Below are 14,956 nucleotides of genomic sequence, written 5' to 3'. Positions count from 1 at the left end.
CCGAGCCAAGACCGTCCCGAATCCGGGTCGACTACCCCCCGAAGAACTGATTTTTTGGCCGCGGCAGGCCCAAATTCTCGCGCAGGGTCCGCCCTTCGTACTGGTTACGGAAAATCCCGCGCTTTTGCAGTTCCGGCACCACCTTGTCGACGAACTCGAACAGGCCCTGCGGCAGGTACGGGAACATGATGTTGAAGCCGTCGCTGCCGCGCCCTTCCAGCCATTCCTGCATCTGGTCGGCGATGGTCTGCGGCGTGCCGACGAAGGCGAGCCCGCCATAGCCGCCGACGCGCTGCGCGAGCTGGCGCACGGTGAGCTTGTCGCGCGCGGCGACGTCGACGAGGCGCTGCCGGCCGCTCTTGCTGGCGTTGGTTTCCGGGATCGGCGGCAATTGTCCGTCGGGATCGAAGGTGGAGGCATCGGTGCCGAGGATCACCGAGAGCGAGGCGATCGCGCTGTCGTAATGCACGCGGCTGTCGAGCAGCGCGCGCTTCTCTTTTGCTTCCTCGACGCTGTCGCCGACCACGACGAAGGCGCCGGGCAGGATCTTCAGATGCTCGGGATCGCGGCCGATCTTCTCCATGCGGCCCTTGATATCGGCGTAGAGCTTCTGGCCGTCGGCAAGGCTGCCGCCGCCGGTGAACACGGCCTCCGCCGTCTCGGCCGCAAGCTGCCGGCCGTCGTCGGAGGCGCCGGCCTGCACGATGACCGGCCAGCCCTGCACCGGGCGGGCGATGTTCAGCGGGCCGCGGACCGAGAGGTATTTGCCCTTATGGTTGAGCACATGCATCTTGTCGGGATCGACGAACAGCCCGGACTCGACGTCGCGCACGAATGCATCGTCGGCGAAGGAGTCCCACAGGCCAGTGACGACGTCGTAGAACTCGCGGGCGCGCTTGTAGCGCTCGGCGTGCTCCATGTGATCGTCGAGGCCGAAATTCAGCGCGGCGTCCGGATTGGACGTGGTGACGATATTCCAGCCGGCGCGGCCGCCGGAGATGTGATCGAGCGAGGCGAAGCGCCGGGCGACGTGATAGGGCTCGTCGAAGGTGGTCGAGCCGGTCGCGATCAGGCCGATATTCTCGGTCACGGCGGACAGCGCCGACAGCAGCGTGAACGGCTCGAACGAGGTCACGGTGTGGCTACGCTTCAGCGCGTTGATCGGCATGTTCAACACGGCCAGATGATCGGCCATGAAGAAGGCGTCGAACTTGCCGGCCTCGAGCTTGCGGATCAGCGTCTTGATGTGATCGAAGTTGAAATTGGCGTCGGGCCAGGCCCCGGGATAGCGCCAGGCACCGGTGTGAATGCTGATCGGCCGCATGAACGCGCCGAGCTTGAGTTGACGCTTCGCCATTGCCCGTTCCGTCGTTGTTGTCGTTAGCGGAACAGATAGGGAGGCGCTTTGCGGCGCGCCATCGGGAAGATTATTTTGTTTTTGGCGGCTCCCTCAACATCGTCATTCCGGGGCGCGCCGACCGAACTCGGGTCTACCCGAGTTCGGCGTTTGCCATTTGTCCAAGTCGGCAACAGCCGACTTGGATGCGCGAGCCCGGAATCCATCAGGCCGCATGGTTGGTGGAGGAGTGGATTCCGGGCTCGCCGCTTCGCGTCGTCCCGGAATGACGAGCCTCACGCCCCCAGCACGTCCTTCTGCATCTTGCCGCCGTAGAAATGGAAGAACGGCACCGGCGCGTCGTGACGGAGTGGGCCCGTGGCGAGACGGCGGTCGAGCTCGGCGAGCACGTTCTTGGTCATGGCATGCGCGTCGGCGAGCGGCTCGGAGCCGATCTCGACCCAGACCAGCTCCACCAGTTCGGCGTCGGCATGCACCACGCCCTCGACCCGATGCGCGATCGTCGAGGCATCGGCGGTGAAGAAGCGGGTGTCGAAGCGGCGCACGCGGCCGGGCGGGGTGATCGCGCGCGCGATCAGGAACAGGCCGGACGGATCGGGCAAGAGACCCGCGTCGGCGAACGGCGCCCAGGGGCCGTCGAGCTTTATTGTCTTCTCGACCTTGCGGCCGAGGCAGAGCCCGGTCTCCTCGCAGGCCTCGCGGATCGCCGCGTTGGCGAGTGCGCGGGCGCGGCCGGGCGTGATCTTCGGGCTGCCCTTCAACAGATTGGCTTCGAGCTCCGGCGTGATTGGAGCCGCGACCGGCACGCGGTTGTCGGCCTTGTCGACCCGGCCGCCGGGGAAGACGAACTTGCCCGGCATGAACACGACCTTGTCGTGGCGCTTGCCGACCAAGACCTTCGGCTTGGCGCCGGAGCGATCGATCAGGATCAGCGTCGCCGCATCCTTCGGCCGGAAATACGCGTGATGATCGGCTTCCTTCTCGCCCTGATGGACGACGGCGGCAGGGGCGGCAGCGTCAGTCATTTCATCCCTTTCATTTCTTCTTGGCGTCCGGTTTAGCTAGACCGGCGGGATGTCGCTAGGGGGATTCTCGTCAAAGCCATGCATGCGCAGGGCCCATTGCAAGCCGATCACGGCTCCCTTCACCGGCTGCAACAATGCCAGCGATGCGAACAGCGTGAGCGGCAGATAGATCGCAAGTTGCAGCCACACCGGCGGCGAATAGTCGGTCTCGATCCACAGCGCGGTCGGTACCACGATATGGCCGACGATGACGATGACGAGATAGGCGGGCAGATCGTCGGCGCGATGCGGCGTGAAATCGAGATCGCAAACCGGGCAATGGCCGTCGCATTTGAGAAACTTGCGGAACAACCTGCCTTTTCCGCAGCGCGGACATCGCCCAAGGAACCCGCGCTTCATCGCGGTCCATACGTCGCGCTTCTCGGGCTCGGCGGCGTCGCGAGTCCAGACCACTGTTGGCGGTGTCACGTCCATGACTTGCCTCGCTTCGATTTGCCGGACTTTTGCTTCGCCGGCTTGCGATCCTTCTTGTTGCGCGCCTTTCGTTCCTTTTGCGCCTGCTTGCCCGATCCTTTTTTTGGCCCCTTGGCAAATCCTGCGGCGCGGCGCCCGGACCCTGCGCTGTCGCGTTTTCTGTCGCGCGGAATTGCCTGACCCTCGGACAATAGCTCAAAGCGCAGCGCGCCCGCCACCGGCGCGGCCTCGACCAGCCGTACGTCGACGACGTCGCCGAGCCGATACATGGTTCCGCTGCGCGTGCCGATCAGCGCGTGGCGGGTTTCGTCGTAATTGAAATACTCGCTGCCGATGGTGCGGATCGGGATCAGGCCGTCGGCGCCGGTGTCGTCGAGCTTCACGAACAGGCCGGCGCGCGTCACGCCGGAGATGCGGCCCTGGAACGAGGCGCCGACCTTGTCGGCAAGGAAATGCGCGATCAGACGGTCGGTGGTCTCGCGCTCCGCCTTCATCGCGCGGCGCTCGGTGACGGAGATCTGCGCGGCGATCTCGGCCAGCGTCTCCACGCTCTCGTCGGCCGGCAAGGCGCCTTCGCCGAGGCCGAGCGCGCGGATCAGCGCGCGATGCACGATCAGGTCGGCGTAGCGGCGGATCGGCGAGGTGAAGTGCGCGTAGCGGCGCAGGTTCAAGCCGAAATGGCCGTAATTCTCGGCGGAGTATTCGGCCTGCGCCTGCGAGCGCAGCACGACCTCATTGACCAGCGGCTCGTAATCCTCGCCGGCGACCTGCGCCAGCACGCGGTTGAATTGCGAGGGACGCAGCGCGCCCTGCTTGGTGAAGGGCAGGTCGAGCGTCTTCAGGAATTCCTGCAGGTTGTGCACCTTCTCCTGGCTCGGCTCGTCATGCACGCGATAGATCAGCGGCAGCGCCTTCTTCTCCAGCATCTCCGCGGCGGCGACGTTGGCCAGGATCATGAACTCCTCGATCAGCCGGTGCGCATCGAGCCGCTGCGGCACGATCACCCGATCGACGGTGCCATCCGGTTTCAGCAGGATCTTGCGTTCGGGCAGATCGAGATCGAGCGGGTCGCGCTCGTTGCGTGCGAGCTTGACCAGCTCATAGGCCGACCACAGCGGCTTGAGGATCGGATCGAGCAGGGGGCCGGTGACGTCATCGGGCCTGCCGTCGATCGCCGCCTGCGCCTGCGCGTAAGCGAGCTTCGCGGCCGAGCGCATCAGCACGCGATGGAAGGTGTGCGAGCGCTTGCGGCCGTCGGCGCCGATCACCATCCGTACCGCGAGCGCGCCGCGCGGCTCGCCCGGCACCAGCGAGCAGAGATCGTTGGAGATGCGCTCGGGCAGCATCGGCACCACGCGATCGGGGAAATACACCGAATTGCCGCGCTGGAGCGCGTCGCGGTCGAGAGCCGAGCCGGGCCGCACGTAGTAGGCGACGTCGGCGATCGCGACGTGGACGATGAAGCCGCCTCTGTTGTTCGGATCCGGGTCGACCTCGGCATGCACGGCGTCGTCGTGATCCTTGGCGTCAGGCGGGTCGATGGTGACGAGCGGCACTTCGCGCCAGTCCTCGCGGCCCTGCAAGGTCGCGGGTTTTGCCTCTTCCGCCTCGCGTAGCGCAGACGACGAAAACACCTGCGGGATGTCGTGGGTGTTGATCGCGATCAGGCTGATCGCCTTCTCGCTGGCGATCGAGCCGAGCCGCTCCTTGACGCGGGCGGAGGCGAGCCCAAAGCCGCGGGTGCGGACCAGGTCGACACTGATCAGGTCGCCGTCCTCGGCGCCGCCGCTGTCGGCCTTGGCGATGTTGAGCTCGCGGCCCGCCTGCTTCTTGTCGACCGGGATCAGGCGTCCGCCGCCATCGGGGTTGCGGCGGAAGATGCCGAGGATGCGTGTGCGCCCGTGATCGATCACCTTGATGACGCGGCCGCGATAGGGCGTGCCGTCGCCCTCGTCGGTCACCACCTCGACACGCAGCAGCGCGCGGTCGCCGACGCCGGCGGTGGTGCCGGGCTTCGGCCGCCGCGGCATCTCGATGCGGATTTTCGGGGCGGTGCCGTCCTCGGAGTCCCACTCGGCGGGCGTGGCGATCAACTCGCCGTCGCTGTCGCGGCCGGTGATGTCGGCGAGCACGGTCGGCGGCAGCGCCGCCGGCTCATGAATCTTGCGACCGCGTTTTGCAATTGTGCCGTCGTCGGCGAGTTCGCGGAGGATCCGCTTCAGCTCGATGCGGTCGGCGTTCTTCAGGCCGAACTCGCGCGCGATCTCGCGGGTGCCGACCTTGCCAGGATTGGCGCGAATGAAGGCGACGATGGCGTCCCGGCCCGGAAAGCCATGGTCGGGTTTTCGTTTCACTTATCCTCGTGCCTTGCCGGCGCTCTTCTTCGCGGGCGCTTTCGCTGATGCCGATGACTTTGCAGGCGAGGTCTTGGCACCGGAAGCAACCGGCGCGCGCGCCTTGCTGGTCGCATCCGTTTTCGGCTTTGCCGCGGCCTTCTTGGACGCAGCCTTCTTGGCGGGCTTGGCCTCGGCGTCGCCGTCGGCCTCTTCGGCCTTTGCCGCCTTGGCTTTTGGGGCCTTGGCGGGCTTTGCCGCCTTCGCCTTCTTGGCCTTCTTGCCGCCGCCCTTGGCCGCGCGCTCGTCGATCAATGCGATCGCTTCCGCAAGCGTGACCTCGTCGGGCGTCTTGTCGCTCGGGATCGTCGCGTTGACGCCGCCGGCCGCGACATAGGCGCCGTAGCGGCCATTCTTCAGCGCGACGGCGCCGAGCGTCGGGTGGTCGCCGAGCGGCTTGCCCGGATCGGCGCCGAAGCGGCGGCCGCTCGGGCCCTTCGCGATCTTCTCCGCGATCAGCGTGACAGCACGGTTCAACCCGATGTCGAAGACCTCGTCGCCGGCTTCGAGGCTGGCATAGGTCTTCTCATGCTTCACGAACGGCCCGAACCGGCCGAGACCGGCGGTGATCGGCTGTCCGGTCTCCGGATGCTTGCCGATCTCGCGCGGCAGCGACAGCAGCTTCAGCGCCAGCTGAAGATCGACATCGCCAGGCGAGGTGCCCTTCGGAATGCCGGCGCGCTTCGGCTTCTCGCCTTCGGCGTAATCCTTCTGCTCGCCGAGCTGGATGTAGGGCCCGAAGCGGCCAGCCTTCACCGTGACGTCGAACCCGGTGTCGGGGTCGGTGCCGAGCACGCGATCGGCGCTCTCGGCGCTGTCGGCTGCGAGCGGGCGGGTGTAACGGCATTCCGGATAGTTCGAGCAGCCGACGAAGGCGCCGAACTTGCCGGCTTTGAGGTTGAGCCGGCCGGTGCCGCAGGTCGGACACTGCCTGACATCGCCGCCATCCGCGCGCGGCGGATAGATATGCGGGCCGAGCATCTCGTCGAGCGCATCGAGCACCTCGGAGACGCGCAGGTCCTTGATGTCGTTCACCGCGCCGGTGAAGCCGCGCCAGAAATCCTTCAGCACCTGCTGCCAGGAGATCTCGTTGTTGGAGACGCGATCGAGCTGTTCCTCGAGGTCGGCGGTGAAGTCGTATTCGACGTAGCGCGAGAAGAAGTTCTCCAGGAATGCGACCACGACGCGGCCCTTGTCCTCGCCGTGCAGCCGCTTCTTCTCGAGCTTGACGTAGCCGCGGTCCTTCAGCACCTGCAGGATCGAGGCGTAGGTCGAGGGTCGGCCGATGCCGAGCTCTTCCATCCGCTTCACCAACGATGCTTCGGAGAAGCGCGGCGGCGGCTCGGTGAAATGCTGGGTGACGGCGAGGCTCTGGCGCTTTACGGCCTCGCCTTCGCTCATCGCGGGCAGGCGGCGCGAATCCTCGTCTTCCTCGTCGTCGCGGCTTTCCTGATAGAGCGCGAGGAAGCCGTCGAACTTGATGACCTGGCCGGAGGCGCGCAGCTCCAGCACGCGGGCGCCGGCCTTGGCCTCGATGTCGACGGTGGTGCGCTCGAGCTCGGCGGATTCCATCTGGCTCGCGATGGTGCGCTTCCAGATCAGCTCGTAGAGCTTGGCCTGGTCGGCATCGAGCCTGCGGCCGATGGCGGCCGGGCGACGCGACAGATCAGTCGGGCGGATCGCTTCGTGGGCTTCCTGGGCGTTCTTGGCCTTGGCCTGGTACTGGCGCGGTGCGTCCGGCACATACGCGTTGCCGTAATCCTCGCCGATCACCTTGCGCGCCTGGGTGATCGCGGACGGATCGATCTGCACGCCGTCGGTTCGCATATAGGTGATCAGACCGGTGGTCTCGCCGCCGATGTCGATGCCTTCATACAGCCGCTGCGCGATGCGCATGGTATGCGCCGGCGCGAAGCCGAGCTTGCGGCTTGCTTCCTGCTGCAGGGTCGAGGTGGTGAAGGGCGCCTGCGGATTGCGTCGCGCCGGCTTGGCCTCGACGGTCGCGACCTTGAACAGCGCGGCCTCGATGGCTTTCTTGAAGTCCTCGGCTTCCGCGCCGGAGCCGATGTCGAGCCGTGCGATCTTCTTGCCGTCGGCGCCGACCAGCCGGGCCTCGAAGGCTTCGCCGCGCGGCGTCAGCAGCGTCGCGACCAGCGACCAGTACTCCCTCGGCACGAACTTCTCGATCTCGAGCTCGCGGTCGCAGACCAGCCGCAACGCGACCGACTGCACGCGGCCGGCGGAGCGGGCGCCGGGCAGCTTGCGCCACAGCACCGGCGAGAGGGTGAAGCCGACCAGATAGTCCAGCGCGCGGCGCGCCATATAGGCGTCGACCAGCGCGCCGTCGATCTGTCGCGGCGCCTTCATGGCGTCGGTGACCGCCTGCTTGGTTATGGCGTTGAACACCACGCGCTCGACCTTCTGGTCCTTCAGCGCGCGCTTCTCCTTCATCACCTCCAGCACGTGCCAGGAGATTGCCTCGCCCTCGCGATCAGGGTCGGTTGCCAGAATCAGGCGGTCGGCCCCCTTGAGCGCCTTGGCGATGTCGTTCAACCGGCCGGCAGCCTTGGCATCGACCTCCCAGATCATCTGGAAATTGGCGTCCGGATCGACCGAACCGTTCTTGGCCGGGAGGTCGCGAACATGGCCGAACGACGCCAGGACCTCGTAGGAGGACCCCAGATATTTGTTGATCGTCTTGGCCTTGGCCGGCGACTCCACAATGACGATATTCATGTCATTCCAATAGCTTACGGGAAAACTTGAAGGTGGGTTCCGCTAGACTCGCGGCCCGCCATGTCGGGGCGAACATGGGTGCTGGGGCGGTCGGTGTCAAATCGCCAGATATTGAAGGGAGTGCTCAAGCTGTGGAGTTTCTATCCCAAAGGTTGAAAAATGCGTCCTAGAGTTGCGGTCGGAAAGGGCGTATCTCTTTATATATGGGATGGGAATCGGATTAGGCCTTTTGAGCAGCACAGGGGGCGGGCGCAAGCCCAAGCCGTCCGGCCGACGGCGACCGGCGGGCGACGAGTCAGGTGGGGAGGGCGGCCCGGATGACGCCCTGGTCCTGATCGCCGCGGCAGCGACCGAACTCGCCAAACTCGCCCAGCGCCACAAATTCGACGTCCTCGACCACCTGCTTGCGATGACGCGCCTGGAGGCCGATGAGCAATTGCGCGCGCGCAGCCGCAGGAAGCTGTCGTGAGGGTATGTCTTGCGGGATGACGGGGCCGGCAGCGTGATCGCGGCCCCAGCGTTGTGCAACAATTGAGATTTGGAGTAATGCGTCTTTTGCCAGGACCACGATGACGTGGTCACGCTGATGCGCGTCGTGCCGGCTTCCGCGCAGGCCGCGGCTTCAGTGTCGTGTCGCCCGCTCCCAGCACCCGCCCGTCCTGCGACAACAGTGCGAGCTTCTTCACCGGTTTGCCCCTGTCGCGATCGACCATGATGGTCGCGATTTCGTCCGGATGCTCGTCGAACTCCTCGGTCCATTGCCGGAGCGCGACCAGGATCGGAAAGATGCCGTGGCCCTTCGGCGTCAGGACATATTCCTGATAGGCGCTGCCGTCGGAGGCGGGGACCGTCTTCAGGATGCCGCGCTCAAGCAGCGTGCGCAGCCGGGTGGCGAGGATGTTCTTCGCCAGCCCGAGGCTGGCCTGGAATTCGCCGAAGCGGCGCCGGCCGAGGCTGGCATCTCGGATGATCAGCAGCGACCACCAGTCGCCGAACACGTCGAGAGCGCGCGCCACCGGGCAGCTGTCGCCTGCAAGGCTGGTTCGTTTCACGACGCGCGCTCCAAAAGTTCGGCCATCACGGGCTTGTGTGGTTGCAATATTAAACCGTATGCCGTAGGTAGGCAACGAAGTTTAATAATGCAACCAATTGGAGGCGGACATGAGACTGGCGAACAAGACGGCGTTGATCACCGGCGGCAACAGCGGCATCGGTCTCGCGACAGCAAGGCTGTTCGTCGCCGAAGGCGCCAGGGTCGTCATCACCGGGCGCAACAAGGAAACGCTCGCGGCGGCGGCGAGGGAGCTTGGGCCGAATGCGTTCGCTGTCGTGGCCGATGCCACCGATGTGGCGGCGCTGGAAGCCGCGGTGAAGCAGGGCGCGGAGAAGTTCGGCAAGTACGACGTGCTGTTCGCCAACGCCGGCATTCCCGGCCAGACGCCGGTCGGCGGCACCACGCTCGCCGCATTCGAGAACGTCATCCGCACCAATCTGACCGGAGTCTTCTTCACCGTGCAGGCGGTCGCGCCCTATCTGAACGACGGCGCGTCCATCATCCTCAACGGTTCGGTGATTTCGGTGCTCGGCAATCCCGGCTATTCGGCCTATGCGGCGAGCAAGGCCGGCGTCCGTGCGATGGCCCGGGTGATGGCCTCAGAACTGTCGCCGCGCAACATCCGCGTCAACGTGGTGGCGCCGGGCGCCGTGCGCACGCCGATCTGGGGCGCGGCAATCGCAACGCCCGAGGCCGAGAAGGCGTTCGAACAGCGGATTGGCAAGAGCACGCCGCTCGGACGGATCGGCGAACCCGATCACATCTCGAAGACTGTGTTGTTCCTCGCGTCCGACGACGCGGCGCATGTGCAGGGGCAGGAACTGTTCATCGACGGCGGTTCAACCGCATCGCCCGCCGGCGCGCCGATCTATCGCGGCTAGATTTTGTTTCTCATTGTAGCGAACGGCCGGTGTGAAGCAGTTCACACCGGACTATTTCGTGCGTGGCTATCTTATCTCGTATTGAACCTTTGACGAACTCGCCGGACTCCTGAATGGGCGGGGATTTTTTCACCACGGAATCATTTTGGAGTTCCTTCATGCCGAAAGCAGCCCGCATTTCGACGCCGGTCCCGGTTTCGTCTACGTCCGAAAATGAAAATTCAGACGCAGCACAATTCGTGACGGTCGCGCTGTTTTCCGGCATCGGTTTGTTGATCTCGCTCGTTGCCGTCATCCTCGGCATTCAAGGCGTCTGGTTCTGAGGTATCGCGCGGGGCAAGTCCATGCATGACGCGTGGCGTTTGGACGAGACCTTGCCTCACCCACAACTGTCATACCCCGCGTATGCGGGGTATCCAGTACGCCGAGGCCTCTCGGTTCAATAAACGGCGTCTCTGGAATACTGGGCCACCCGCTTTCGCTTTCGCGGGTGACGACAGCGGTTCCGGAACTAGGCGGCGTTCAGGCTGCCGGCGGCCTGCAGCGCGCCCGCGACCGCCTTCTCCCGATGCTCGGGACCGACCTGGATCCCGTCGGCGGAGATCAGCTCGAGATTCGTGACGCCGATGAAGCCGAACACCCCGCGCAGATAAGTCTCAAGGTGCTCGAGCGCGGCCATCGGCGTGTCGGCACCGTAATAGCCGCCGCGCGAGATCGCGATGATGACGCGCTTGTTGCCGGCCAACCCCTCGACGCCGCCGGCGCCGTACTTGAAGGTCTTGCCCGCGACCACGATGCGGTCGATCCAGGCCTTGAGCTGGGAGGGAATGGTGAAATTGTACATCGGTGCGCCGATCACCACGATGTCGGCGGCGAGAAACTCGTCCAGCACGGCCTGGCCGGTTGCGATGTCGTCGCGCACCGACGGATCCGGGGCCGCGCCCTGGCTGGCGGCGAGGTGCAGGCCGGAGAGGTGGGCGAGCGGGGTCTGAGTCAGGTCGCGGTAGCTCACGACGAGGCCGGCGTTGGCCTGGCGCAGCCGCTCGACGGCGGCGGCGGAGACCTGACGGCTGACGGAGTGGGAGCCGAGGACCGAGGAGTCGATGTGCAGGAGCTTCATGGCTGGGGTCACCTTTGGTATAGGTTTGTAACTGGCGCTATATGAGTGACCGCCCTAAATGTTCGCAAGAACGCACATTTTTGAAACCCGAGCACACCAATGGAACCCGAGCACATCGATGTAACCGCTGAGACCGGCCTGCCGCGTCAACCCGGGACGCACCAGGACTGCCGCGGCGTGGCCTCTGTGCTGTCGCGGGTCGGCGACAAATGGAGCGTGCTGGTCATCATGCTGCTGCGCGACGGACCGCGTCGCTTCAATGAGCTGAAACGCATGATCAACGGCATTTCGCAGCGCATGCTGACGCTGACCCTGCGCGGGCTGGAGCGCGACGGCCTGGTGACGCGCACGGTGTTTCCGACCATCCCGCCGCGGGTCGACTACGAGCTGACCGATCTCGGGCGCGGGCTCGCCGTGCCTGTCATGGCGCTCGGCGAATGGGCGTTTGCCCATCTGCCTGAGATCGAGGGCGCGCGAAATGATTTCGACGCGCGGAACGCGGAGTGAATTCTGTCACCCTGAGGAGCACGTAGCGCGTCTCGAAGGGGCGACGGCCACCAGCGGGGCCGTGCACCCTTCGAGACTCGCTCCGCGTGCACCTCCAGCGACAAAGGCGAAGCCTTTGCGCGGGGATGACGGTGATAGACATTCGCAAGACGCCCGTTCGTGGCCCTAAATCATCGACACCAGCCCGCCGCCGTGACGCTCGAGCCTGCCGGCGAGCTCGAGCTCCAGCAGCACCGCGCGAACGATGGCGGGCGAGGCGTCGGCCATCCGGATCAGATCGTCGAGGCTGATCGGGCTCGGGCCGAGCAGATTGATGATGCGGGCGCGATCTCCGCTATCGGTGGCGAAATCCAGCGGTTCGTCGTCCTCGCGCGCGGACAGCATGATCGGCCGCTCCATGATCGGCGTGACTGCGCTGATGATGTCGGCGGCTTCGGTGACCAGCGTGGCGCCTTGCTTGATCAAATCGTTGGCGCCGGCGGCGCGCGGATCGATCGGCGAGCCCGGTACCGCGAACACCTCCCGGCCCTGTTCGGCAGCCATCCGCGCCGTGATCAGCGAGCCCGAGCGATGCGCGGCCTCCACCACGACGACGCCGAGCGACGCGCCCGAAATCAGCCGGTTGCGGCGAGGGAAGTCGCGCGCCCGCGGCACGTGGCCGAGCGGCATCTCCGAGATCGCCGCGCCGCGCGCGAGGAGCGCAGCCAGCAAGTCTTCAACCTCCGGCGGGTAGATCTTGTCGTGGCCGCCGGCCAGCACGGCGACCGTGCCGCTTGCTACGGTGGCGCGATGTGCCGCCTGGTCGATGCCGCGGGCGAGGCCGGAGATCACGACGAAGCCTGCGTCGCCCAGATCGCGTGCCAGGGTGCCAGCAAATTTCAACCCGGCGCCGGACGCATTGCGGGAGCCGACGATCGCGATCATCGGGCGCGTCAAGGTGTCACGCGCGCCGCGTACGCCGAGCAGCGGCGGCGCGTCGTCGATGCTGGCAAGCCGCGCCGGATAGTGGGCTTCCTCCCGCGCGACGAGATCGACGCCGAATTTGCGACAAGCCGCGAGCTCGGCTACGGCGTCGGCCTCGCTGCAAATGCGCCCGGGCCCCGATGCGCCGCCGCGGCGCGCGAGATCCGGCAGGCGCTCCAGCGCGTGCGCCGCATCGCCAAAATGGCGGAGCAGCGATGCAAAGGTGCGCGGGCCGACATTGTCGGAGCGGATCAACCGCAGCCGGTTGAGCCGTTCGGCGTCGGTGAGTTCAGTGGTGTTGGGGGATCGGTCATGCATGCGGGGTGCAGCTTCGCCCAACCTTGGATTGTGATCAACCGCGAGATTGGCGGAGCAGGCGTGACGCGCTACAAGCGGTCGCCCATTCGAGGAAGCTGCCGATGATCTCACTTGCCGACCTTCAAGCGCGTATCGAACACGGCGCGCTGTCGCCTGAGGCGGCCATCGGCCAATCGTTGGAGGCGATCGATGCGCAGGACAGGGCGATCGGTGCCTTCGTCCGCCACGACCCGACAGCGCGTGCGCACGACGCCGGGCCGCTGCGCGGCATTGCGGTCGGCATCAAGGATATCATCGATACCGCCGGCTTCCCGACCGAGATGGGGGCTGCGATCTATCGCGGCCATCAGCCGCGCGCCGATGCGCCGGTCGTGATGGCGTTGAAGCAGGCCGGCGCCACCATCATCGGCAAGACCACGACGACCGCGTTCGCGGCAAACGATCCGGCCGCAACGCTCAATCCGCACAATCACGCGCACACGCCGGGCGGATCGTCGTCGGGCTCGGCGGCCGCGGTCGCGGCCGGGATGATCCCGCTGGCGCTGGGCACGCAGACCGGCGGCTCGGTGATCCGGCCGGCCTCGTTCTGCGGCGTCGCCGCGATCAAGCCGAGCTACCGGCTGCTGCCGACCGTCGGCGTGAAGTGCTTTTCGTGGACGCTCGATACGGTCGGGCTGTTCGGCGCCGGCGTGCGCGACGTCGCGTTGGGCCTGGCAGCGATGACCAGGCGGCCTGAGCTTGTCGCGTCGTCTGCCCTCGCGGCGCCGCGCATCGGCGTGGTGACGCAGGCCTTCGCCGGCGCGCCCGAACCATCCGGCGCGGAGGCGCTGCAAAAGGCCGCGCAGGCCGCGGAGCAGGCGGGCGCAACCGTGCGCGAGCTTGCGATATCCGAGATCATCGCCGAGGCGTGGCGGATCCATCCTGTGGTGCAGGAGTTCGAGGCGCACCAGTCGTTCGCCTGGGAATACGGGCAGAACTACGAGGCGATGCCGCCGTTGCTGCGCGGCCGGCTCGACGAGAGCAAGGGCGGCACACCCGCGGAGTACGACGCGGCGATGGAGGTCACGTTGCGTGCGCGGCAGGCGCTGGCAGCGATTTTTGCCGAGATCGATGTGCTGCTGACGCTGTCGGCGCCGGGCGCCGCGCCGAACGGTTTGGCCTCGACCGGCGATCCCCGCTACAACCGGCTCTGGACCTTGATGGGCGTGCCCTGCGTCAACGTGCCGACGCTGATCGCCGAGGGCGGATTGCCGGTCGGCGTGACCGTGATCGCGGGTTTTGGAGATGACGCGAAGGCGCTGGCGGCGGCGAGCTTTGTCGAGGACGCGCTGAGGCGGTAGCTGCGCGCTATTTCTTCTCGCCGATCTTGCCTTCGGTGCCGGCCTGCAGGCGCTGGATGTTCTCGCGGTGCATGTAGAACAGCAGCAGCGTCAGCACGGCAAAGAGCGAGGCGAGCGCGTTGTGGCCGAACCACCACAGGAACAGCGGCGTTACGAACGCGGCGACGAGTGCCGACAGCGACGAATAGCGCGTGGTGGTCGCGGTGCCGATCCAGATCACGGCAAAGATCAGCGCCGCCGGCCAGAACAGGCCGAGCAGCACACCGATATAGGTCGCGACGCCTTTGCCCCCGCGGAATTTGAGCCAGACCGGGAAGAGGTGGCCGAGGAATGCGCCGAGCGCCGCCAGCATCGCGGCGTTCGGGCCGTCGATCGAGCCCGCGATGATGACGGCGACCGTGCCCTTGAGCATGTCGCCGAGCAGCGTCGCCGCGGCGAGACCCTTGTGGCCGGTGCGCAGCACGTTGGTGGCGCCGATATTGCCCGAGCCGATGGTGCGCAGATCCTGTGTGCCGGCGAGCCTGGTGAGGATCATGCCGAATGGGATCGAGCCCAGGAGATAGCCGATCACAAAGGCGGCCAGCAGGAACGCGTCAGCGGACATCAAAGTGGCTCCCCGGACGGTCGGTTCGGTCCATTTTGAAGGATCCCATCAATGAAATATTAACCATCGATCCGCACCATGGCCTTGGAAATGAGGGACCTTATCATGGCTTCTGTTCGCAGGCGGCTGGAGCAGGTTTTCTTTGTCGTTTACGTCGCGGCCATCGTCGTCGGAACGACGATGG

At 66.1% G+C, this 14,956-nt stretch carries 14 protein-coding genes; 5 read left to right on the top strand and 9 right to left on the bottom strand.

Features of this window, described 5'->3' with window-relative positions; translation table 11 throughout:
* Positions 1-31 precede the first annotated feature (31 nt).
* The 5 genes from AKN83_RS21160 to topA form a co-directional block, all read right to left on the bottom strand.
* Positions 32-1,357 carry an LLM class flavin-dependent oxidoreductase gene (locus tag AKN83_RS21160; protein ID WP_050404847.1) on the bottom strand — a complete coding sequence of 442 codons (1,326 nt, stop codon included), beginning with the start codon at positions 1,355-1,357 and terminating at the stop codon, positions 32-34.
* A 275-nt stretch (positions 1,358-1,632) separates the two neighbouring features.
* Positions 1,633-2,382 (bottom strand): NUDIX hydrolase, encoded by a 750-nt coding sequence (locus tag AKN83_RS21155; RefSeq protein ID WP_050404848.1) that lies wholly within the window; start codon positions 2,380-2,382, stop codon positions 1,633-1,635.
* 36 nt (positions 2,383-2,418) lie between these two features.
* Positions 2,419-2,856, bottom strand: a complete 438-nt coding sequence (locus tag AKN83_RS21150) for a DUF983 domain-containing protein (RefSeq protein WP_050404849.1) — start codon at positions 2,854-2,856, stop codon at positions 2,419-2,421.
* Positions 2,847-5,210 (bottom strand): ribonuclease R, encoded by a 2,364-nt coding sequence (rnr, locus tag AKN83_RS21145; protein ID WP_050404850.1) that lies wholly within the window; start codon positions 5,208-5,210, stop codon positions 2,847-2,849. The genes AKN83_RS21150 and rnr overlap by 10 nt, the downstream gene beginning before the upstream one ends.
* Positions 5,211-7,985, bottom strand: a complete 2,775-nt coding sequence (topA, locus tag AKN83_RS21140; RefSeq protein WP_050404851.1) for a type I DNA topoisomerase — start codon at positions 7,983-7,985, stop codon at positions 5,211-5,213. It lies immediately after the preceding gene.
* 229 nt (positions 7,986-8,214) lie between these two features.
* Here topA and AKN83_RS38420 point away from each other — a divergent pair, with 229 nt between their 5' ends.
* Positions 8,215-8,454 (top strand): hypothetical protein, encoded by a 240-nt coding sequence (locus AKN83_RS38420; RefSeq protein WP_157113490.1) that lies wholly within the window; start codon positions 8,215-8,217, stop codon positions 8,452-8,454.
* Between the two features lie 109 nt (positions 8,455-8,563).
* On the opposite strand, the gene AKN83_RS21135 is transcribed toward AKN83_RS38420, so the two are convergent.
* Positions 8,564-9,037, bottom strand: a complete 474-nt coding sequence (locus AKN83_RS21135; protein ID WP_050399760.1) for a winged helix-turn-helix transcriptional regulator — start codon at positions 9,035-9,037, stop codon at positions 8,564-8,566.
* A 109-nt stretch (positions 9,038-9,146) separates the two neighbouring features.
* Between AKN83_RS21135 and AKN83_RS21130 the strand changes: the two genes are divergently transcribed.
* Both AKN83_RS21130 and AKN83_RS40625 read left to right on the top strand, forming a co-directional pair.
* Positions 9,147-9,920: an SDR family NAD(P)-dependent oxidoreductase gene (locus AKN83_RS21130; RefSeq protein WP_050399759.1), complete on the top strand. Its 774-nt coding sequence runs from the start codon at positions 9,147-9,149 to the stop codon at positions 9,918-9,920.
* A 158-nt stretch (positions 9,921-10,078) separates the two neighbouring features.
* On the top strand, positions 10,079-10,243 hold the full coding sequence (locus AKN83_RS40625) for a hypothetical protein (RefSeq protein ID WP_172803587.1): 165 nt from the start codon (positions 10,079-10,081) through the stop codon (positions 10,241-10,243).
* Between the two features lie 188 nt (positions 10,244-10,431).
* On the opposite strand, the gene AKN83_RS21125 is transcribed toward AKN83_RS40625, so the two are convergent.
* A complete protein-coding gene (locus AKN83_RS21125) occupies positions 10,432-11,040 on the bottom strand; it encodes an FMN-dependent NADH-azoreductase (protein ID WP_050399758.1) in 609 nt (202 codons plus the stop codon).
* A gap of 99 nt (positions 11,041-11,139) precedes the next feature.
* Between AKN83_RS21125 and AKN83_RS21120 the strand changes: the two genes are divergently transcribed.
* Complete coding sequence (locus AKN83_RS21120; protein WP_050399757.1) at positions 11,140-11,547, top strand: winged helix-turn-helix transcriptional regulator; 408 nt, start codon at positions 11,140-11,142, stop codon at positions 11,545-11,547.
* A gap of 165 nt (positions 11,548-11,712) precedes the next feature.
* On the opposite strand, the gene dprA is transcribed toward AKN83_RS21120, so the two are convergent.
* The gene (gene dprA / locus AKN83_RS21115; protein ID WP_050399756.1) at positions 11,713-12,828 is read right to left on the bottom strand and encodes a DNA-processing protein DprA; all 1,116 of its coding nucleotides are present in this window, start codon (positions 12,826-12,828) and stop codon (positions 11,713-11,715) included.
* A gap of 101 nt (positions 12,829-12,929) precedes the next feature.
* Here dprA and AKN83_RS21110 point away from each other — a divergent pair, with 101 nt between their 5' ends.
* Entirely contained in the window at positions 12,930-14,168 is a 1,239-nt protein-coding gene (locus AKN83_RS21110; RefSeq protein ID WP_050399755.1) for an amidase, read from the top strand.
* A 7-nt stretch (positions 14,169-14,175) separates the two neighbouring features.
* Here AKN83_RS21110 and plsY read toward each other — a convergent pair whose 3' ends face one another.
* On the bottom strand, positions 14,176-14,772 hold the full coding sequence (plsY, locus tag AKN83_RS21105; protein WP_050399754.1) for a glycerol-3-phosphate 1-O-acyltransferase PlsY: 597 nt from the start codon (positions 14,770-14,772) through the stop codon (positions 14,176-14,178).
* Positions 14,773-14,956: the final 184 nt, after the last annotated feature.

The organism is Bradyrhizobium embrapense (assembly GCF_001189235.2).
Classification (GTDB): domain Bacteria; phylum Pseudomonadota; class Alphaproteobacteria; order Rhizobiales; family Xanthobacteraceae; genus Bradyrhizobium; species Bradyrhizobium embrapense.
Note: the sequence above shows the minus strand (reverse complement) of the source record. Positions and strands in the feature narration are given on the sequence as shown.